19 protein-coding genes are annotated in these 18925 nt (G+C 72.4%); 11 read left to right on the top strand and 8 right to left on the bottom strand.

Annotated elements, in window-relative coordinates; translation table 11 throughout:
- The first annotated feature begins 58 nt into the window (after positions 1–58).
- The 10 genes from K4G22_RS20555 (at position 59) to K4G22_RS20510 (ending at position 11389) form a co-directional block, all read left to right on the top strand.
- Positions 59–1279 carry an acyl-CoA dehydrogenase family protein gene (locus K4G22_RS20555; RefSeq protein ID WP_228081763.1) on the top strand — a complete coding sequence of 407 codons (1221 nt, stop codon included), beginning with the start codon at positions 59–61 and terminating at the stop codon, positions 1277–1279.
- Positions 1276–2325 (top strand): saccharopine dehydrogenase, encoded by a 1050-nt coding sequence (locus tag K4G22_RS20550; RefSeq protein WP_228081762.1) that lies wholly within the window; start codon positions 1276–1278, stop codon positions 2323–2325. The genes K4G22_RS20555 and K4G22_RS20550 overlap by 4 nt, the downstream gene beginning before the upstream one ends.
- Positions 2315–3550 (top strand): saccharopine dehydrogenase C-terminal domain-containing protein, encoded by a 1236-nt coding sequence (locus tag K4G22_RS20545; RefSeq protein WP_228081761.1) that lies wholly within the window; start codon positions 2315–2317, stop codon positions 3548–3550. Before K4G22_RS20550 ends, K4G22_RS20545 begins: the two co-directional genes overlap by 11 nt.
- Positions 3540–4853, top strand: coding sequence for a lysine N(6)-hydroxylase/L-ornithine N(5)-oxygenase family protein (locus K4G22_RS20540; protein WP_228081760.1), 1314 nt, complete (start codon positions 3540–3542; stop codon positions 4851–4853). The genes K4G22_RS20545 and K4G22_RS20540 overlap by 11 nt, the downstream gene beginning before the upstream one ends.
- Positions 4850–5941 carry an NAD(P)/FAD-dependent oxidoreductase gene (locus K4G22_RS20535; protein WP_228081759.1) on the top strand — a complete coding sequence of 364 codons (1092 nt, stop codon included), beginning with the start codon at positions 4850–4852 and terminating at the stop codon, positions 5939–5941. The genes K4G22_RS20540 and K4G22_RS20535 overlap by 4 nt, the downstream gene beginning before the upstream one ends.
- Positions 5938–7953 carry a class I tRNA ligase family protein gene (locus K4G22_RS20530; RefSeq protein ID WP_228081758.1) on the top strand — a complete coding sequence of 672 codons (2016 nt, stop codon included), beginning with the start codon at positions 5938–5940 and terminating at the stop codon, positions 7951–7953. The genes K4G22_RS20535 and K4G22_RS20530 overlap by 4 nt, the downstream gene beginning before the upstream one ends.
- On the top strand, positions 7950–9467 hold the full coding sequence (locus tag K4G22_RS20525; RefSeq protein ID WP_228081757.1) for an AMP-binding protein: 1518 nt from the start codon (positions 7950–7952) through the stop codon (positions 9465–9467). The genes K4G22_RS20530 and K4G22_RS20525 overlap by 4 nt, the downstream gene beginning before the upstream one ends.
- Positions 9457–9723, top strand: coding sequence for an acyl carrier protein (locus K4G22_RS20520; RefSeq protein ID WP_228081756.1), 267 nt, complete (start codon positions 9457–9459; stop codon positions 9721–9723). The genes K4G22_RS20525 and K4G22_RS20520 overlap by 11 nt, the downstream gene beginning before the upstream one ends.
- Before the next feature lie 3 nt (positions 9724–9726).
- Positions 9727–10317 carry a GNAT family N-acetyltransferase gene (locus K4G22_RS20515; RefSeq protein WP_228081755.1) on the top strand — a complete coding sequence of 197 codons (591 nt, stop codon included), beginning with the start codon at positions 9727–9729 and terminating at the stop codon, positions 10315–10317.
- Between the two features lie 169 nt (positions 10318–10486).
- Positions 10487–11389, top strand: coding sequence for an RICIN domain-containing protein (locus tag K4G22_RS20510; protein WP_228081754.1), 903 nt, complete (start codon positions 10487–10489; stop codon positions 11387–11389).
- 89 nt (positions 11390–11478) lie between these two features.
- Here the strand turns inward: K4G22_RS20510 and K4G22_RS20505 are convergent, their stop codons facing one another.
- The 7 genes from K4G22_RS20505 to K4G22_RS20475 all read right to left on the bottom strand — a co-directional run bounded on the left by K4G22_RS20505 (position 11479) and on the right by K4G22_RS20475 (position 17876).
- The gene (locus tag K4G22_RS20505; RefSeq protein WP_228081753.1) at positions 11479–12837 is read right to left on the bottom strand and encodes a cytochrome P450 family protein; all 1359 of its coding nucleotides are present in this window, start codon (positions 12835–12837) and stop codon (positions 11479–11481) included.
- Positions 12838–12881: 44 nt separating this feature from the next.
- The gene (locus tag K4G22_RS20500; protein WP_228081752.1) at positions 12882–13490 is read right to left on the bottom strand and encodes a GTP-binding protein; all 609 of its coding nucleotides are present in this window, start codon (positions 13488–13490) and stop codon (positions 12882–12884) included.
- Positions 13462–13839: a DUF742 domain-containing protein gene (locus K4G22_RS20495; protein WP_062207618.1), complete on the bottom strand. Its 378-nt coding sequence runs from the start codon at positions 13837–13839 to the stop codon at positions 13462–13464. Before K4G22_RS20495 ends, K4G22_RS20500 begins: the two co-directional genes overlap by 29 nt.
- Positions 13836–14234 carry a roadblock/LC7 domain-containing protein gene (locus K4G22_RS20490; protein ID WP_228081751.1) on the bottom strand — a complete coding sequence of 133 codons (399 nt, stop codon included), beginning with the start codon at positions 14232–14234 and terminating at the stop codon, positions 13836–13838. The genes K4G22_RS20495 and K4G22_RS20490 overlap by 4 nt, the downstream gene beginning before the upstream one ends.
- Positions 14231–15421, bottom strand: coding sequence for an ATP-binding protein (locus K4G22_RS20485; RefSeq protein ID WP_228081750.1), 1191 nt, complete (start codon positions 15419–15421; stop codon positions 14231–14233). Before K4G22_RS20485 ends, K4G22_RS20490 begins: the two co-directional genes overlap by 4 nt.
- 371 nt (positions 15422–15792) lie before the next feature.
- Positions 15793–17595, bottom strand: a complete 1803-nt coding sequence (locus K4G22_RS20480) for an acyl-CoA dehydrogenase family protein (protein ID WP_228081749.1) — start codon at positions 17593–17595, stop codon at positions 15793–15795.
- A gap of 44 nt (positions 17596–17639) precedes the next feature.
- Positions 17640–17876 (bottom strand): hypothetical protein, encoded by a 237-nt coding sequence (locus K4G22_RS20475; RefSeq protein WP_228084298.1) that lies wholly within the window; start codon positions 17874–17876, stop codon positions 17640–17642.
- Positions 17877–17966: 90 nt separating this feature from the next.
- Between K4G22_RS20475 and K4G22_RS32005 the strand changes: the two genes are divergently transcribed.
- Positions 17967–18050, top strand: coding sequence for a hypothetical protein (locus K4G22_RS32005; RefSeq protein ID WP_425336803.1), 84 nt, complete (start codon positions 17967–17969; stop codon positions 18048–18050).
- Positions 18051–18057: 7 nt separating this feature from the next.
- On the opposite strand, the gene K4G22_RS20465 is transcribed toward K4G22_RS32005, so the two are convergent.
- Positions 18058–18924: an RICIN domain-containing protein gene (locus K4G22_RS20465; RefSeq protein WP_228081748.1), complete on the bottom strand. Its 867-nt coding sequence runs from the start codon at positions 18922–18924 to the stop codon at positions 18058–18060.
- Between the last annotated feature and the right edge of the window lies 1 nt (position 18925).

Here is an 18925-nt window from a genome sequence, read left to right as displayed (position 1 = left end):
GGTGAGCAGGACGTCCCCTCCGCCCCCATCCGCCCGGATTCCGCAGGGAGTCACGCCCGTGGACACGACCACGATGTTCGATCCCGAACTACTCGGTCTCCCCCTCTACGACGACCAGCACCGCCGCTTCGCGCGGGAGATCGGCATGTGGTGCGACGGCTACGGCGAGGTGTGGGAGACCGCGCGCCGCGCTCACCCGGACGAGGCCGGGCGCCGGCTGGTGGAGCTGCTCGGCGAGGACGGCTGGCTCGCCGGGCTCGACCCGGCGGCCGGCCCGCACGAGCTGCCCACCGACACGCGCGCCCTGTGCCTGGCCCGCGAGGCCCTCGCCTACACCGAGGACCTCGCGGACTTCGCGTACTCCATCCAGTCGCTGGCCGCGACCCCGCTGATCCGCTTCGGCGACGAGGAGCAGCGGCGGCGCCATCTGCCCGGCATGGCGAAGGGGCTGCTGGTCGGCGCGTTCGCCGTGTCGGAGCGGGAGGCGGGCTCGGAGGTCGCCGCGGTCGGCCTGACCGCGCGCCGGACGGGCCAGGGATACGTCCTCGACGGATCCAAGGCGTGGATCGCGCATGCCACGATCGCCGACCTGTTCGTGGTGATCGCCCGTACCGGCGAGGGTCCTGGGCCGCTCGGCCTGACGGCGTTCCTGGTGCCGGCCGACACCTCGGGGGTGCGGGTCGAGCCGTTGGACGCGCTCGCCCCGCGTTCCTTCGGGCATCTGGTCCTTGAGGGCTGCCGGGTGCCGCCCGAGGCCGTCCTCGGGCGTCCGGGCAAGGGCTTCGTCATCGCCCTCGACCTCCTCCAGCGGTTCCGGATGACGGTCGCCGCCGCCGCGCTCGGCTTCGCCCGCCGCGCCTTCGACGAGGCGCTCGCCCACACCGGGGAGCGCCGCGCCTACGGCGGCACCCTGTTCGACCTCCAGCTGGTGAAGGCGTCGCTGGCCGACATGGAGATCCGGCTCCAGGCGTCGGCGCTGCTGACCGCGCGGGCCGCCTGGGAGTGCGACCGGGGCAGCCGGGGCTTCGCCCGGCACTCCGACATCGCGAAGGTGCACGCCACGGAGGCGGCGCAGCTGACCGTGGACGCGGCCGTGCAGCTGGCCGGCGCGGCCGGTGTGGTCAGGGACGGGGTGCCCGAGCGGCTGTACCGGCAGATCCGGTCGCTGCGCATCTACGAGGGCAGCACGGACGTGCTGCGGCTCGCCGTCGCCGGCTCCCTGGACGCCCGGCGGGCCGACCGGGTGCGGGCCGCCCGTTCCCCGGAGGAGGCCCGATGACGCGGCTGTGGATGCGGCACGAGACCCGGGCCACCGAACGCCGGGCGCCGCTGGTGCCCGAGGACGCCGCCCGGCTGGTGGCGCGGGGCGTCTCGGTCACCGTCGAGGAGTCGCCCCAGCGGGCGTTCGCGCTCGACGACTACGTCCGCGCCGGCTGCGCCACGGCGCCGGCCGGCAGCTGGGCCGAGGCGCCGGAGGACGCCTATGTCCTGGGCCTGAAGGAGCTTCCCGCGCGGCCGCCGGCGCTGCGGCACCGGCATATCTTCTTCGGCCACGCCTACAAGGGCCAGGCGGGCGCCGCCGAGTTGCTCGACCGGTTCACGGCGGGCGGCGGTGCGCTGCTCGACCTGGAGTACCTGACGGACGACGCCGGAATCCGGCTGGCCACCTTCGGCTACTGGGCGGGCTATATGGGCGCCGTCCTCGCCGTTCTGCACCGGCGCGGGGCGCTTCCGGCGCCGCTGGCGCCACGGGGGCGGCCGGAGTGGGAGGCGTTGCTGCGCGCTGGCGGGGGCGGCGACGACGTCAGCGCGCTGGTGATCGGGGCGCTGGGCCGCAGCGGGCGCGGGGCGTGCGACGGGCTGGAGGCCGCCGGGGTCGCCCCGGTCCGCTGGGACGTCGAGGAGACCCGGGTCCTGGACCGCGCAGCGGTGATCCGTCACGACCTGCTCGTCAACACGGTGCTGGTGACCAGGCCGGTACCACCGTTCCTGACCCCGGCGGACCTGGACGCGGCGGGGCGCCGGCTGTCGGTCGTCGCGGACGTCTCCTGCGATGTGAACTCGGAAGTCAACGTGCTCCCGGTCTACGACGCCGTCACCGACTGGGACCGCCCGGCGCGGCGGCTGCGCGGCGGCGACCGGCCGCTGGACGTCATCGCCGTGGACAACCTCCCCTCGCTGCTGCCGGTGGAGGCCAGCCTGGCGTTCTCCGCCGAGCTGTCGCCATGGTTGGCGCGGCTGGGCGCTGGGGACGGAGTCTGGGTGCGCTGTCTGCGGACCTTCGCGGCGGCGCGGGCGATCAAGGAGGAGAGCCATGGGCGTTGAACGGCGGCGGGCGAGCGGCACGGTCCACTGGGTGGGCACCGGCCTGTCCACGGGCCGGACGGGGCTTCGGGTGCTGTGCGAGCGGGCCGCGCGGGTCGTGGTGTGGGACCGCACCGCCGAACGGGCGGGGCTGCGACTCGGCTCGCTCGGCCTGGCCGGGCGGGCCCGGACCCGGACGCTGGAGATGGCGGCCCTGGCGGCCGAGGTGGGGCCGGGGGACGTGGTCGTCTCCATGCTGCCGGCGACCGAGCATCTCTCGCTGCTGCGGCTGGCCCTCGCGGGGCGCGCGCACTTCGCGTGCACGAGCTACACGTCGGCGGAGCTGGAGGAGGCGGCGAAGGAGGCGACCGCGGCAGGTCTCGTCGTCCTCACCGAGGCCGGACTCGACCCCGGCATCGACCATCTGATGGCGCACCGGCTGATCGAGCGGGCCCAAGCGGCCGTGGGCGACACGGCCGCCTCCGTCGACTTCACCTCGTACTGCGGCGGGCTGCCAGCCGTGCCCAACGAGTTCCGCTACCGGTTCAGCTGGGCGCCCTACGGGGTGCTCGCCGCGCTCGCCTCGCCCGCGCGCTACCTGCGGGACGGGGAGCCCCGGACGGACGAGCGGCCCTGGGAGGCGACGCGTCCGCTGGTCCTCGCCGGGGAGACGTTCGAGGTCTACCCCAACCGGGACAGCCTGCCGTTCGTGGCGCAGTACGGCGTCCCGCCGGGCTGGCGGCTGTCGTCGTTCGTCCGGGGGACCCTGCGCAACGCGGGCTGGCGGGCCGCCTGGTCGGAGGTCTTCGACACCGTCGAGACCGGCGACCAGGCGCGGATCCGGGCGCTGGCCACCGAGTTGGCCGCGCGGTACCCGACCACCGAGACCGACAGGGACCGGGTGGTGCTGGCCGTCGAGCTGGCCGTCCACGACCCGGACGGCGCCACCCGGTGGCGGGAGCGGCAGCTCCTCGACGCCCGCGGGGACGCCGCCGAGAGCGCCATGGCCCGCTGTGTGTCGCTGCCGCTCGCCCACGGGGTGACCCGGGTCCTCGCCGGCGCGCTGCCGGCGGGGGTGAACCGGGCGGCCCACTCCGCCGCCGAGGCGGCGCGCTGGATGGACTTCCTGGGGGAGCACGGCCTCCACTTCGCCACCCACCGTCCGCAGGACCCACCGACCGATCCGCATCCCTCTCTCAACGAGCGCGGCGAGCCCCCCAAAGGAGAAGCCCGATATGGTGCATGAGCCAACCCGCTCCGGCGCGGAGCACTTCCGCTGCCTGGGAGTCGGCGTGGGACCGGCCAATCTGAGCCTCGCGTCCCTGCTGCACGGCCGGCCGGACGTGAGCAGTCTCTTCCTCGACCGGAAGGCGTCCTTCAGCTGGCACGACGGGCAGCAACTGCCGGGGAACACCCTCCAGGTCTCCCTCTTCAAGGACCTGGTGACGCTGGCCGACCCGAGGAACCAGTTCTCCTTCCTGTCGTACCTGCACGACCACGGCAGGCTGTACCACTTCGTCAACGCCCAGTTCGAGGCGGTGCCCCGCGTCGAGTTCCGCAACTACCTGGCGTGGGCGAGCCGTTCCAACAAGAACATCGTCTTCGGCGAGACCGTCCGCGAGGTGTCCTTCCAGGACGTGTTCACGGTCGTCACGGACCGGCGGACGGTCACCGCTGACAACGTCGTCGTCGGCGTGGGCAGCCGGCCCTGGGTGCCCGCGCATGTCCGCGACAAGATCGGGCCGACCCAGTTCCATGTCAGCGAGTACCGGGACGCCTCCCATGACCTCGGCGGCAAGCGGGTCGTGGTGATCGGCGGCGGCCAGTCGGGCGCCGAGGTGTTCCTCGACCTGATCTGCCAGCCGGGCGCGAAGCTGCCGCGCCGGGTGTCCTGGGTGTCGCGGCGCGGCAACTACTTCCCGATCGACGACTCGCCGTTCACCAACGACTACTACATGCCGTCGTACGCGGACTACTTCTTCGGCCTGGCCCCCGAGGTGCGGCACGCCTTCAACCGGCGGAACCTGCTGTCGAGCGACGGCATCTCGGAGAGCACGCTCAAGGAGATATACCAGCGCGCCTATCTGCACCGGTTCGCTGAGAACAACGTCGACCTGGTCGGCCTGTACCCCAACCGGGAGGTGACCGAGGTCGACAACGGGGTGTACGGGGACTGGCAGGTGACGGCCCGGCACAACGACCACTCGGAGGCCACCGAGGTGTTCGAGGCGGACGTGGTGATCTGGGCGACCGGTTTCCAGCCGACGCGGATGGACTTCCTGGACCCGATCGCCGACCGCCTGGAGCGCGAGGGCGACGAGCTGCGGATCGACGAGGACTACGCCGTGCACTGGGACGGCCCCGAGGACCGGCGGGTGTTCGTGCAGAACGCCGCCCGTGGGCAGCGGGGGCTGGCCGACCCGAACCTGAGCCTCAACGCCTGGCGCAGCCAACGCATCGCCGACCGGCTGGCCACGGTGTCGAGCAACGAGCAACTGCCCTCGTTCATCGAGTGGTCGAGCAAACCACGCGCCGGGAGGACCCCGTGACGACAGGTGCCGCACCCGGCACCGTCGTGGTCGGCGCCGGCGTCCTCGGCTGTCTGGTGGCGCGGGAACTCCTGGCCGCCGACCCCGGCGCCCGCGTCACGGTCGTGGACCGGGATCTGGTGGCCGCCGGGGCCAGCCGGCGGTCGGCTGGCCTGCACTTCCCGCGCGGGGCCAGCCCCGAGGTGCGTGCCATGGCCGCCGAGAGCCAGCGTTACTACGCCGAACTGGCCGCCGAACGCCCGGAGTTACCGATCCACTCCCTCGGGATGACCGTCGTGGCGCCCGAGCACGCTGGCCCTGCGCTGCGCGAGACATATCTGCGGGAGGCGGCGCTGCGGCCCGCGACCGCCGTGCCCGACGGCATCACGCTGCCGGCGGGCACGGCGGCCTGGACCGGGGACGGCTGCCAGTACGCCGATGTCCCCGCCCTCACCCAGGCCCTCGCCGCCGAACTGCGCCCGAGGGCCACGTTCCTTGAGGGCGTGACGGTGACCGGGGTGAGCTCGGACAGCGACGGGGCGCGGCTGGCGCTGGGCACCGGGGAGACCCTCAGCGCCGAGCGGGTGGTGATCGCGCCGGGCCCCTGGCTCGCGGCGAAGGCGTGGCGGCATCTGGTGGAGCCGCTCGGCGCGCGGGTGAAGAAGATCGTGGCCCTGCACATCGAGGAGCCGCCGGGCGAGCGGGACGGCGCGATCGTCTTCCAGGACGAGGACGCCTTCCTGCTGCCGTACCGGCACCGGGGCCACTGGCTGTTCAGCTACACCTGCGCCGAATGGGACGTGGACCCGGACCACGTCGCCCCGGGGCTCGCCCCGGCGCATCTGGCCCAGGCCGGCGAGCTGCTGCGGCGCTACGCGCCCCGCCTGGCCGAACGCTGCGTCTCCGGGCGGGTGTTCTGCGACGCGTACGCGCCGGGCGGGGTCCCGCTGGTGCGTCCGCTCACCGACGACGGGCGGCTCGTCTTCGCGGGCGCGGCGGGCGGCTCCGGGTACCGGCTGGCCCCGGCGCTCAGCCGCGCGACCGTCCGTCTGCTGCTCACGCGAACCCCGTCCGGCGGGGGCCACAAGGACCGGAAGGACACGACATGATCATCAGCGAGTACGACCCGCGGGCCCTGGAGCCGGCCTTCGGCATCGGCATGAGCGGCGTCGAGGGCCTGGGGACGGGCGCCGGCTGGGGGCGGGTCACGCCGGGCGGGGCGTCCACCAGCCATCAGCACGACGAGACCGAGTTCTTCGTCATCGTCGCCGGCGAGGGCGAGTTCGTCGTGGACGGCCGCCGCCATCCGGCCCGGCCCGGCACGTTAGCCCTCTTCGAGCCGTTCGAGTCGCATGTGCTGGAGAACACCGGCGACGCCGACCTGGTCTTCCTCACCCAGTACTGGCGCGATCCCGGACGGGCCCTCGCGTCGGCGGGCGAGGACACGCGGCTGGCGTTCGGGGAGCGCCCGGTGTTCGTGTTCTCCACACCGCCGACCCCCAACGGCGATCTGCACCTCGGGCACCTGTCCGGGCCGTATCTGGGCGCGGACGCGTTCGTCCGCTTCCAGCGGATGAACGGCACCGAGGCATGGCATCTGACGGGCAGCGACGACTACCAGAGCTATGTGGTGGGCGCCGCCCGCGACGAGGGCCGCGCGCCGGCCGAGACCGCCGCGCACCACAGCGCGGAGATCGCGCGGACGCTGGCGCTGATGGACATCGTCCCCGACCAGTACACGGTCACCGACGCGGAGCCCGACTACCGGCGCGGCCTGACGGACTTCTTCTCGCGGGTCGTCGCCTCCGGCTGGGCCTCGGTCACCGAACGCGACGCCCTGTTCGACGGGGAGAGCGGCCAGTACCTCTACGAGGTCGACGTCGAGGGCGGCTGCCCCGGCTGCGGCGCGGGCACCAGCGGCAACATCTGCGAGGAGTGCGGCGAGCCCAACACCGTGGTCGATCTCGTGGGGCCGCGCTCCCGCACGTCGGACGCCGAGCCGCGGCGGGCGCCGCTGGCGCGCTGGTCGCTGCCGCTGCACCTGTTCCGCGAGGAGGTCGCCACCCACCACACGCTGGGCCGGGTCCCGGCCCGGCTGCGGGAGCTCGGCGACCGGCTCTTCGCCCGCGCCGCCCTGGACATCCCGCTGTCCCACCCCGCCGACTGGGGCGTCCCGCCGGCGGAGGGGGACACCGAGGGGCAGGTCATCTGGGTCTGGCCGGAGATGTCCTACGGCTTCCTGCACGGCATCCAGGCGCTCGGCGCCCGCCTGGGCCGGGAGTGGAGGGCCGCCGCGCCCGAGCAGGACTGGAAGATCGTCCACTTCTTCGGCTACGACAACAGCTTCTACCACTCGGTGCTCTACCCGGTGCTGTACCGGCTGGCGCACCCCGGGTGGACGCCGGACATCGACTACCACGTCAACGAGTTCTACCTGCTGGAGGGCGAGAAGTTCTCCACCAGCCGCCGCCACGCCATCTGGGGCAAGGAGATCCTCACCGAGGACACCGTGGACGCCGTCCGCTACTTCCTCGGCCGCACCCGGCCCGAGGGCGAGCGCACCGACTTCCGCCGTGCGGAGTTCGCCTCGGCCCTCGACGGCACGCTGATCGGGACGTGGCAGCGCTGGCTGGGCGACCTGGGGGTCCGGATCGCCAAGCACTACGACGGCACGGCACCCGACGCGGGCACCTGGACGCCGGAGCACTCGGCGTTCCTGGCCCGGCTCGGCCGCCGGCTCGACGCGGTCACCGGGGCGCTGCGCGCCGACGGCTTCAGCCTGAACACGGCCGCCGCCGAACTCGACGGGCTGGTGGCTGACACCCTGGAGTTCTCCCGCCGGGAGGCCAGGACCGCCCAGAGCGAGGGATGGCGGGGCGAGGCCAGGACGGCGATCGCGCTTGAGCTGGCGGCGGCGCGGCTCCTCGCGCACGTGGCCACTCCGCTGATGCCGCGCTTCGCGCGCCGGCTGGCCGCCACGCTCGGGCTGCCGGCGCCGGCCCAGTGGCCGAGGACGGTGGAACTCGTCGCGCCGGGCAGCGAGATCCGGCTCGCCGACGCCGTGTTCTTCACCCCCGCCGTCGCACCGGCCGGGGACGCCAGCCAGGAGCCCGGCCGATGACCCAGGACACCATCGGCCGTCTCGTCAGCCGGGAGCCGGCCGCCGGGCGCATCGCGTTCGCCGGGCTCCAGGGCACGCGCACGCTCGAACTCGCCGATCTGTACCGGCGTTCGGGCCGGGTGGCGAGGTGGCTGCGGGAGCGCGGGATCGGCCCGGGCGACCGCATCGGCATCCTCGCCGCCAACGGCCCCGCATGGGTGCTGCTCGATCTGGCGGCGCTCCGGCTGAAGGCGGAGACGGCAGGGCTTGAGCCGGGGAAGTTCACCCCCGACGCCCGGCTGCTGGACCGCTACGGCCTGAAGCTGCTGTTCACCGACCGGCCCGTGGCAGCTCCCTCCGTCGTCTCCACGGCCGAGGTGACCGAGGCCGCCGAACGGGAGGAGCTGGACAACGGGCCCTCGCTGCCGCCGGTGACCTGGGGGCCGGAGGAGATCACCACCGTCAAGTTCACCTCGGGCAGCACGGGCGAGCCCAAGGGGCTGGGCGCGAGGGCCGGCAGCATCGACAGCTCACTGCGGGCCGTCCAGGAGATCTTCGAACACGGGCCCGGCGACGATCTGTTCGTGTTTCTGCCGCTCTCCCTGCTCCAGCAGCGCTACTGGATCTACTCGGCACTGCTGCACGGCCACGACGTCACCGTCAGCACCTACGAGGCGGCGTTCGCGGCCCTGCGCCGGACCCGGCCGACCGTGGTGATGGGAGTGCCCGCCTTCTACGAGACCGCCAAGCGCCAGATCGAGGCGCGCCGGCGGCGGGCCGGCTCCCTCGACGAGGCCGCCAAGGCGGTGTTCGGCGACCGTGTCCGCTATCTCTGGACGGGTTCGGCGCCGGCGCCCCCCGAGACCCTGCGCTTCTTCGAGGAGGCCGGGCTGCCGATCTTCGAGGGCTATGGCCTCAACGAGACCTGCATCGTCACCAAGAACCATCCCAAGGCGCACCGGGAGGGCAGCGTCGGGCAGGCGCTGCGCGGCAAGGAGCTGCTGATCGACGCCGACGGCGTCATCCACGTCCGCAGCGAACACCCCGTCAACACCCGCTACCTGTACTCCCGTCCGGGCGACTCCGAGCGGGTGTTCGCGGCCGACGGCACGGTCCGCACCGGCGACCTCGGCCATCTCGACGAGGACGGCTTCCTGTTCGTCCACGGCCGCGCCGACGACGTGATCGTGCTGGACAACGGCAGGAAGGTCATCGTCCGGCCGATCGAGGAACATCTCAAGGCGGACCGGGCGATCGCCGACTGTGTGCTGTTCTGCCCCGGCCAGACCGAGTTGGTCGCCGTGGTCTCCCCCGCCGCCGTGCCCGCCGACCTGGCGGCCGTCGCCGCCCGGCTCGCCCTGACCAACGCCGCGCTCACCCGGGACGAACGGATCAGCCGGGTGATCGTGGCCGAGGAGCCGTTCAGCATCGACAACGGACTGCTCACCTCCCAGTACAAACCGAAGCGGCGAGAGATCCTCGCCGCCCACCACGCCGCCGTACACGACCCCGAGGAGGGAATCCATGCGCCCTGAGCTGGAGACCGCCGCCCGCGAGCAGTTCAGCGCCGTCCTGACCCATGACGTCGACCCGACGGCCCTCGACCTCGACGCCGACATGGCCGGCCGCTACGCGCTGACCTCCCTCAACAAGGTGCTGTTCCTCACGGAGTTGTGCGAGAGCACCCAGGTCGACCTGGCCCATTTCACCGAGGACGAGCTCGCGGAGATGCGGACCCTGCGCGATGTCACGGAAGCACTCGCACGACACGCCGGGCCAGTGGGAAACTGAGCCATGACCTGGTCCGAGAAGGCGTCAACTGTGCTCAAGAACGAGCACGTCGAGTTGCGACCGGTCACCGAGGCGGACCGTGAGGGGGTCAGGGCGGTCGCCATGGACCCGCACATCTGGCGGTACTTCGTGTCGGCCGTGGAGAACGAGGGGGACTTCAAGACCTTCTTCGACACCTGCCTCGCGGACCATGCCGCCGGCCGCCGGGTGGTGTTCGCCATCACCGACAGGGCGAGCGGCCGGATCGCCGGCAGCATGAGCTACGGCAACCTGGCCGAGGCCGACGCCCGCCTGGAGATCGGCTGGTCCTGGCTGGGCCGCGACTTCCGCGGCACCGGCGTCAACCGCTGGGCCAAGTACCTGCTGCTCCGGCAGGCGTTCGAGCAACTCGGCGCGGAGCGCGTGGAGTTCAAGACCGACATCCTCAACGAGCAGGCCCGCCGTGGCCTGCGCAACATCGGCGCGGTGGAGGAGGGCACCCTGCGCAGCTTCAACTACATGCCGGGGGGCCGCCGCAGGGACGCGATCTTCTACAGCGTGCTGCGCGCGGAGTGGCCGGCCGTGAGAGAGCGCCTGGAGGCCGATCGCCCCTGACCACGGGGCGGTGCCGCTCCCCACCGGGACGCCACCGCCCCTCGGCACGTGCCGCGCCGCCGCCCAGCCCTCTTCGTGGGGTTGGCATCTGACGTCGCGTCGGGCAACGTTTTCCCAGTTGTGATGAGACGCGCCGCTCGGACGTGATCGCGAGTGGCAGGCTGGGCGGGTGGGCCCTGACACCACCGACACCCCCGACAGCGAGGCGCCGATGATACGAAAGCGACAACAGTCCGACCGTGAGTTCGCGGCGGCCTTCGCGCGCAGACCGGCCGTGGCACGCCGGGGACTGCTGCCGGGGCGGCGGGTGTTCACCTCCCTGGTCTGGGGGGTCGCCCTGGTGGCGGTGGTCACCGGCTCGGTCCGGCTCGTCGGCGTCGTGCTGCCGGGCGGCGACCAGGGCGAACCCGTCGCCGCCCCGGCGCCCACCGCGCCGCCCCCCGAACCCGAGCCCGAGCCGGCACCCGAACCCGAAGGGCCGGCGGAACCGCCCGAGGAGCCCGAGCCGGAACCCGAGCCCGAGCCCGAACCGCCCCCTCCGCCGGCGCCCGAACCCGAGCCGGAGCCGGAGCCGGAACCAGAACCCGAGCCGGAGCCGGAGCCGGAACCCGAGCCGCTCCAGGAGGAGCCCGCCTTCGTGCCGCAGGACGGCGCGATCTACTCCCTGGTGGCGACCACCGCCGACGACCGCTGTCTTGACGTGCCGAACAGCAGCTCCGACACCAAGGTGCTGCTCCAGCAGTGGGAGTGCAACGGCACCGGCGCCCAGCAGTGGAGCCTGCGCATGTCCGACGAGCCGGACTACTTCGCGCTGATGTCCATGGGCAACTGCCTGGACGTGCCGAACGGTTCCAGCGAGCTGGGCCGGAAGATCATGATGTGGACGTGCAACGGCCTGCGCCCCCAGAAGTGGCGCGCCGAGCCGCTGGGCGACGGCACCGTCCAGCTCGTCTCCCGGGTCAACGGCCTCTGCCTTGAGGTGGCCGGCGGGTCGGTCAACATGGGGGCTGACATCCGCCAGTGGACGTGCAACGGCACCGTCGGCCAGGCGTGGCGGATGGAACGCGTCTGACGCCGAGAGGCCGGAGGAGAGACCGGAAGGGGGCCTGCCGTACCCGCTGGCGGGTACGGCAGGCCCCCGACCACGAGACCGCCGGCGCGTCAGACGCGGAAGATCTCAAGGAAGCTGCTCCAGAACCCCTTCTTCGGCCGGTCGGGCGCGCCAGCTGTGCCCGGCGTGCCGGGCGCCGGCACGCGCGGCACCGGCTGCGCGGCGACCGAACGCGTCGGGGTGGGCCGGTACGCCGACGCCGTCCGGGTGGCCGGGGCGGGAGCGAACTCGACGGGCAGCGTGGCCAGGGCCCGGTGGAAGGGCCCAGGACGCCACTGGAGCTCGCCAGCCGACTCGCTGATGGCGATGTCAGGCAGCGCGTTGAGGAGCTGCTCGATGGCGGTGACCGCGACGACCTGGGCGAGGCTCTTGGCGGGGCAGGCGTGCGGGCCGGCTCCCCAGGCGAGGTGGGCGCTCCGGCCGTGGGCCTGACCGGCCTCGGCGAGGGCGGGGTCGCTGTTGGCTCCGGCGAAGCTGATGACGACCGGCGTGTTCGCCGGCGCCAGCACCCCGCCGAGATCGACGTCCTGCAACGGGAAGTGCGTCGCGTAGTTGGCGATCGGCGGGTCGTTGAGCAGCACGCGGTCGAGGGCGTCCTCGATCCCCATGCTCGGCCCGTCGTCGCCGCCCCGTTCCAGCAGCAGGAGAAGGGAGTTGGCGATGAGGTTGCGCTCGGGCTCCACGCTGGCGCCGATCAGCATCACCAGCTGGTCCTTCAACTCCTCGTCGCTGAGGCCGGCGGAGTGCTGGACGAGCCAGGAGGTGATGTCCTCGGCCGGGCTGCGGCGCTTGAGCGCGATCAACTCCAGGAAGCAGTCGGCCAGTTCCTCGCTGGCCCGCAGCGAGTCCCGGCCGTCGAACATGTCGGCCATCGCGGTCGTCACCCGGTCGCCGATGGCGGCGGGGCAGCCGAACAGCTTGTTGATCAGCAGCATCGGCAGCAGCTTGGCGTAGTGGTTGACCAGATCCGCCCGGCCCAACTCACTGAACTGGTCGATGAGATAGGCGGCGATCGGCTCGACGTCACGCCTGACCCGCGCCACGTTGAGCCGATCGAGGCTCTCCGTGACCGCCTTGCGGAGCCGAAGGTGCTGGGCACCGTCCGTGAACAGGCAGTTGGGCCGATAGGCCATCATCGGCAGGACGGGGCTGTCGAGTGGTATCCGGCCCTCGTTGAGCGCGGTCCAGCGGCGCCCGTCGCGGGCGAACAGGCCGGGGCTCTGGAGCACCCGCCTGGCGGTCTCGTGCTCGACGACGAGGGTGGCCTCGACGCCGGGGGCGAGTTCGACGGGGCCGGCGGGGCCGTGCTCCCTGATGTAGTCGTAGACCTTCTCCGGTGCGGCGGCGAAGTCGGCGTCGTACATGGGGCATCTGGCCGCGCCGGCGGCGTTCGAGTTGTGAGCGTCCATCTTTGTGTCCTTTGGGGGCCCGGGCCGTGGTCCGGGGAGGGGGGTCAGGCCACGCGGTCGAGCAGATGACGGACCAGGGCTATCAGCGCGTCGGTGGAGGAGCGCCGGTTCCGCGCGTCGCAGTAGACCACGGGTGTGTCGGGGAGCAGGTCGAGAGCCTCGCGGATCTCCGCCTCGTCGAACCTCTCCGGATCGGAGAAGGCGTTGACGGCGATCGCGTACTCCAGGCCGTACTCGTCGATCAGATCGATGACCGGGAAGGTCTCCTCCAGCCGTGCGGGGTCGATCAGCAGCAGGGCGCCGAGCGCGCCGCGGGCCATGTCCTCCCAGACCTGGACGAAGCGCTGCTGCCCCGGGGTGCCGAACAGGTACAGGACCAACTCGTCGCTCAGGGTCAGCCGGCCGAAGTCCAGGGCCACGGTGGTGGTTGCCTTGTTCGGCACCCCGCGCAGGTCGTCCACGTGCACGGACGCCTGCGTCATCTTCTCCTCCGTGCGCAGGGGAGCGATCTCCGACAGGGACCCGATGAAGGTCGTCTTTCCCACGGCGAAGTGGCCCACCACCAGGATCTTCGCGGCGGTGGTCACGTCGTCCGAGACATAGATGGAACGGTTCACCGTCGAGTTAGCCGATGTTGAGGGCTTCGAGTCCATGAAGAACCTTCTCGAGAATCGGTCGGGGAACGCGCTGGGCCGGGGCCGGTTCGGCGCGGCGCAGGAGGTGGCCCTGGTCGGACAGGTCGGACAGCAGCAGCCGGGTGACGCCGACCGGCAGTCCCAGATGCCCGGCGACCTCGGCGACCGAGAGGTAGCCGCCCTCGCACAGCTCCCAGATGGCCCGCACCTCGGGGCTGGCCCCGCGCGGCAGCTTCCGGTCGGGGGCCAGGCAGACCAGGGCGTGGAGCGCCAGCTCGCTTTCCGAGGGGAGGCGACGGCCGCCCGTGATGACGTAGGAGCGGACGAAGCCGCTGGTCCCTGGGGTGTCCTCGCGGGGCCAGGTCATGCGTCCGCGCCCGTGGTCTCGCGCAGCTCCGCGCTCATCGCCTTGGCCAGCGCGCTCACGGTCTTCTGCATCCGGATCGACATCGCCTCCATATCGACGTCCAGGGTGGTGGAGACGGCGAGGTAGGAGCCCCGGCCGCCGGCGATCAGGAAGATCCATCCACCGTCGAACTCGATCAGCGTCTGCTTCCACAGCCCGCCCTCACCGACGAAGGAGGCCACGCTGCGGCAGAGCGACTGGAGCGAGCTCATCGCGGCGGCGTTCCGTTCGGCGTCGTCACGGCCGATGCCGTCGGAGCGTTGCATGAGCAGACCGTCCGCCGAGACAAGGATGGCGTGGTGTGCCCCACGTACTTCGAGCACGTCGTTCAACACCCAGGACAGATTGGCGCTCACTGGCTCTGAGGTCCTTCCGCGTTGTCTGAGTCTCGGCCGAGCATGGTTCCGCGAGCGAACGCCTTGAGGCGTGTGGCCGTCTCCTCGCTGGTTCCGTCCGCTTCGGACGACGGGTTGGGGGGCGAGGCCACCACGCTGACGGCCCCGTTGCGGCGCCGGCGGCGCTTGGGGAGGCCCCCGGCCGTCTGCCCGACGACCAGGGAGGCGATCGGGGTCGGCTTGACCTCCTCCGCCTCGTCGTTGTCGGATCGGTCGAACACGACGGCCGCGGGGGCCGGGACCTCCGCCGTCAGCAGGCTCTCCGGCACCCGGATCACGGCCCGCACGCCGCCGTAGGGCGAGACGGCGTCCACGGAGACATGGAACCCGTAGTGGGCGGCGAGCTTCCCCGAGAGGGCGAAGCCGAACTTGGGCGGGTCGCCGAGGCTGGTGATGTCCACGGCCCCGCCCGTCGTGAGCAGGGACGCGGCGCGGGCCTTCGTCTCCTGGTCCATACCGAGGCCGGCGTCGTCCACGATCAGGCAGATGCCCGTGGGGACGACCTGGATGTTGATCTCGACGGGCGAGCCGGGGGCGCTGTACTTGGTCGCGTTGTCGAGCAGTTCGGCCAGCACCATGGCGATGGGTTCGACCGCCCGGTTGCTGACGGCGACGTTGGCCTGCGAGTGGATGCGCACCCGCTCGAAGCTGCGGATCCGGCCCTGGGCGCTGCGCGCCACGTCGTACACCGAGGCGTCGCGGTCGCGCCGGCCGAGCCAGCCGCCGCAGAGCACCGAGATGCCCTTGGTGCGACGGCTGAACTGGCTGCCGGTGTGGTCGACCAGCATCAGGTCGGCCAGGTAGGCGCGGTCGTCACCGTATTTCTGCTGGAGTTCGTCCAACAGGGCCAGTTGCTCCTCCGCCAGGGTCGCCAGCGTGCCGACGGCCGACTTCAGGGTGGCCTTGGTCGCCGCCTCGGCGTCCTTGCGCACCTCCTCAAGATCGGAGGTGTGCCGGGAGCTCGCCGACGAGTGGACCGCCCGGAGTTCGGCGAGCTGGCCCTGCACGGTGGTCAGGTCGCCGGTCAGGGCGTTGTTGCTCGCCCTGAGCTGGATATTGGTTCTCCGTGCTCGTGTCACTGCGAAGACCGCAGCGATGAGCACCACGAGTAGGACCCACAGGAGTGGATCCTCTAACAAAGACGTCATGAGACTCTCTTCAAGTCGCCTCGCGTCCGGAGACCGATCGGTGGGGTGAACCCGGAAAAGCCACCGCCGCCGTGCGGTCGCAAGCCTTACCGGGAGATCAACGATCGCTCCTTCACGATGGGGCTGCTGTGGCTGTCCCCCGCACGTGCGTGACGCATCGTCAGCCCGCTGAAAAGCGTAATGATCTTAACAGTCGAGGCCGCGTCGCTGGATCGCCCGAGGGCCGGCTCGGTTGCCCACCGCGTGACGATCGTCGGCGGTTGTGGACGGCTGGCGGAGCAGTTGTGCCTGGCCAGGGGCGGTCCGGTGGGGGCCGGCCACGGCCCCGCCCCCGACGGCCGTCGAACGGGCCAGGGGCGCGACCGCGCCGGTCAGTTGGAGGCCGCTCCGGTGTGCAGCATCGGGTGACGGCCCGTCAGCTGGTCGAGGGTGTCGAACGCCTCGGTGAGCGTCAGGGCCCGGGGGATCAGGGCGCCGATGACCGACTCGACCGTCTCCGGCAGTTGGCGTACCTGCTCGGTGGTGAGCCGCTCGTGCGCCAGCAGTTCACCGCTGTGCGCGGCCACATAGCGCAGCGCGAACAGCCGTTGCAGATCCCGCAGCGGCTCGCCCGCGCCCGGCGCTGTGGTGCCTTCGGCGGCGGCCAGGAGCTCGGCGGCGGCCAGCCGGTGGACGTGGGCGTCCACGAGGGCCAGGGCGGAGGTGGAGGCGCCGTTCCAGCGCTCCAGGGGCGAGCCGGCCCGCCGGGTGCGCAGCCGGGTGCGGGCCCGCTCGTGCCTGATGCGCTCCAGATCGGCCAGCAGGTCGAGCAGATGCTCCGGGTCCAGCAACGAGCGGCCGGCGGGCGGGACCTGGCTGACCGGCCGCGGGGAGAAGCCGCCCAGCAGCATCTCCCCGGCGGCCTTCACCCAGATGACCGTGTTGTCGCCCTCCGCCGTTATGGTGCCCTCGTTCGCCGCCAGTTGGCCCGCGATCCCGTTGGAGAGCAGCAGTCCCTGCGCCCCGCACCGCTCACGGCACTCGGTCATCACCTGCCTGGCCTGCCAGGTGATCCAGCCCTTCGCGATGGCCACCAGCCGCTCGGTGTCCTCGCGTTCGGCCTCCGCCACCCGCGCCCACCGCCGCGTCACGGCACGGTGCAGCAGGGTGGCGGCGTAGGTCGTGGCCAGCGCCTCCACGAGCGGGGCGTGGTGGGTGCGGTGCGCGAACAGCGGCACCCGCTGTCCGCTGGTCATGCCCGAGGTGACCCGCTGGTGTGCGTGCCGCACGGCGACCGTCAGGGCGTGCCGCATGGTGCCGAGGCTGTAGCCGCTCATGCAGAGCTTGCCGGCGGTGACCCGGCCGATGGAGCGCAGGAACCGTTTGCGGGAGCTCCCCAGGGAGGAGGTGAACCCGCCCTCGGGCGTCAGGCGCCCGTGGTCGCCCTGGAGCATGGCCGTCCAAGGCAGTCGGACGCCGTGGAACGAGGTGGCGCAGTGGTCCACGGGGCTGCTGGCGGTCTGCGGGAGCGGTTCGACCTCGACGCCCGGCAGATGGCGCCCGCTCGCGTCGGTGAGCGGCGTCAGGAAGAGGAAGACGCCGTGGTCCGCGTCGTCGATCACCAGCCGCGCCGCCACCAGCGCGTCCTTCGGGCCGCCGACGCTCGATGTGTTGGGCATCCACTTGCGTGCCCCCGGGGTCGGCGTGTCGAGCGTGAGGGTGCCCGTGGCCCGATCGAGGGTGGCCGTGGTCTGTAGCTGAGGCGCGTCGTTCCCGTGCGCCTGCTCGGTGCAGAGGAAGGTGCCGACCCGCTCCATCCGCAGGTAGGGCCCCAGATCCCGGTCGCCGTGGTCGTGTTCGCGCAGGCTCCCGAGGAACAGGTTGTAGTGGATGCTGAGGATCGTCGTCAGGCCCGCGTCCGCCACTCCGGCCCACTCGTGCAGTGCGCTCAGCGCCTCGGCGTCACCGGCCAGGGCCCAGGGGTCGGGCAGCGCCGCGTTCACCACACGCAGCCGCCGGTACGACAGCTCCGTGCGCTCCTGGTGTGTCAGTCCCTCCTGGTAGGCGAACGCGGCCGAGCCGAAGAGGCGACGCCACGGCTCGTGGAGGTCCTCCCGCGCGTCGAACAGCAGCTGGGTGAGTGCGGCGGACGAGGTCAGGGGGCTTAACTCTACGGGGAGTTGGGAGACAGTCACCGAAGGAAAGTAACCCGGGGTCGCGCTAAGCGACATTATGATGATCACCACGATTGAACCGCCTGGTTCCGCGGTAGGCGTCCACCGCCGACGGCCGATGCCTGACCTGCGCCAAGGGCCTCCTCAGCCATGCCCTGCCGGGCGGCACCGACGAGCAGCCGATCGCCGCCGAACCGTCCAGGAAGCAGCCGGTCGACGAGGACCGGGCGGCCGAGGACGTCCGCGCGCTCGTCGCGCGGTTGCTCGCGCGGCTGCCGCACCGAGGTGACGGCGACCAGCACCCACGGCGCGGGCACGTTCCGCCTGCCGCGCTCCCTCGCCACCGTCCCGCTGGGCCGGATGCGGGGGTCTGGCCGAGCTGGTGCGGCGGCGTGCGGACACCGCCGTTCGCCGCGCACGCCTGGGTGGAGGCGGACGGGCCGCGGGTCGGCGAGCCAGAGCCGCATCGCCGCTGACGCCGCGTCAGAGGCGGTGCAGGCGCCAGGTCTGGGCGGGGGTGCCGTTGCACCCCCACTGGCGGACCTTCTCGCCGAGGCTCACGGAGGCGTTCGGCACCTCAAGGCAGTAGTTGCTGAGGACCGCGACCAGTTGCACGGCGCCGTCGCCGAGTGGCTCGATCCGCCACTTCTGGGGCTCCGACCCGTTGCACTGCCACATCATCATGTCGATGCCGTGCTCCGTGCTGCCGAACGGCAGGTCCAGGCAGTTGCCCATGGCCGACAGCGTGAAGGTGTCCGGCTGGTCGGTCCCGCCGACCAGCCACTGCTGGGCGTCGCTGCCGTTGCAGTTCCACTGCTGGATCGGCCCGCCCACCTCGGTGGTGCTGTTCGGCACGTCCAGGCATCTGGTGGCGTTCTGGAGCGCGTAGACGCCGCCGACCTGGGGGAGGCCGTTCTCCTCGCGGAGGAGCTCCGGGTCCGGATCGGGCTCGGGGTCTGGCTCCGGATCCGGGTCCGGGTCCGGTTCGGGGTCGGGGGGCGGCGGCGGGGCGGGGTCGGGCTCGGGGTCCGGCTCCGGTTCCTCCTCGGGCTCCTCGGTCGGCTCCTCGGGCGGTTCCGCCGGCCCTTCGAGCACGGGTGCCGGCTCGGGCTCGGGTTCGGGGGGCGGCGCGGTGGGCGCGGGGGCGGCCACGGGTTCGCCCTGGTCGCCACCCGGCAGCACGACGCCGACGAGCCGGACCGAGCCGACGATCAGCGCCACCAGGGCGACCCCCCAGACCAGGGAGGTGAACACCCGCCGCCCCGGCAGCAGTCCCCGGCGTGCCACGGCCGGTCTGCGCGCGAAGGCCGCCGCGAACCGAGGTGCGGACTGTTGTCGCTTTCGTGTCATC

The sequence above is a fragment of the Streptomyces profundus genome (assembly GCF_020740535.1).
In the GTDB taxonomy this organism is placed as follows: Bacteria; Actinomycetota; Actinomycetes; order Streptomycetales; family Streptomycetaceae; genus Streptomyces; species Streptomyces profundus.
This window is presented reverse-complemented; position numbering and strand designations above follow the sequence as displayed.